This is a genomic window from Streptomyces sp. JHA26 (assembly GCF_002005565.1).
Taxonomy (GTDB): Bacteria; Actinomycetota; Actinomycetes; order Streptomycetales; family Streptomycetaceae; genus Streptomyces.
In genome coordinates this window covers 1-1084 of sequence record NZ_BDJC01000147.1, presented here as the reverse complement: position 1 = coordinate 1084, position 1084 = coordinate 1, and the positions used below count along the sequence as shown (strand labels likewise).

Annotated in this window: 1 rRNA gene; it reads left to right on the top strand. The window is 56.7% G+C overall.

What is annotated here, in order from left to right:
• Positions 1 to 1084: ribosomal RNA gene (locus JHAT_RS33435) — 23S ribosomal RNA — on the top strand; the annotation flags it as partial.

Here is a 1084-nt window from a genome sequence, read left to right as displayed (position 1 = left end):
TGATGGGTAGGGGAGCGTCGTGTGCCGGGTGAAGCAGCACCGGAAGGTAGTTGTGGACGGTTCACGAGTGAGAATGCAGGCATGAGTAGCGATACAAACGTGAGAAACGTTTGCGCCGATTGACTAAGGGTTCCTGGGTCAAGCTGATCTGCCCAGGGTAAGTCGGGACCTAAGGCGAGGCCGACAGGCGTAGTCGATGGATAACCGGTTGATATTCCGGTACCCGCTGTGAAGCGTCAAACATCGAGCATCGTGATGCTAAGGCCGTGAAGCCGCCCTGATCTCTTCGGAGTTGAGGGGAGTGGTGGAGCCGCCGGCCCAAGCGGTTAGTAGGTGAGTGATGGGGTGACGCAGGAAGGTAGTCCAGCCCGGGCGGTGGTTGTCCCGGGGTAAGGGTGTAGGCCGCAAGGTAGGCAAATCCGCCTTGCATACGGCTGAGACCTGATGCCGAGCCGATTGTGGTGAAGTGGATGATCCTATGCTGTCGAGAAAAGCCTCTAGCGAGTTTCATGGCGGCCCGTACCCTAAACCGACTCAGGTGGTCAGGTAGAGAATACCGAGGCGTTCGGGTGAACTATGGTTAAGGAACTCGGCAAAATGCCCCCGTAACTTCGGGAGAAGGGGGGCCACACCCGGTGACGAGTCTTGCACTCCGAGCTGGGGGTGGCCGCAGAGACCAGCGAGAAGCGACTGTTTACTAAAAACACAGGTCCGTGCGAAGCCGTAAGGCGATGTATACGGACTGACGCCTGCCCGGTGCTGGAACGTTAAGGGGACCGGTTAGCTCACCTTCGGGTGGGCGAAGCTGAGAACTTAAGCGCCAGTAAACGGCGGTGGTAACTATAACCATCCTAAGGTAGCGAAATTCCTTGTCGGGTAAGTTCCGACCTGCACGAATGGCGTAACGACTTCTCGACTGTCTCAACCATAGGCCCGGTGAAATTGCACTACGAGTAAAGATGCTCGTTTCGCGCAGCAGGACGGAAAGACCCCGGGACCTTTACTACAGTTTGATATTGGTGTTCGGTTCGGCTTGTGTAGGATAGCTGGGAGACTGTGAACTCTGGACGCCAGTTCAGGGGGA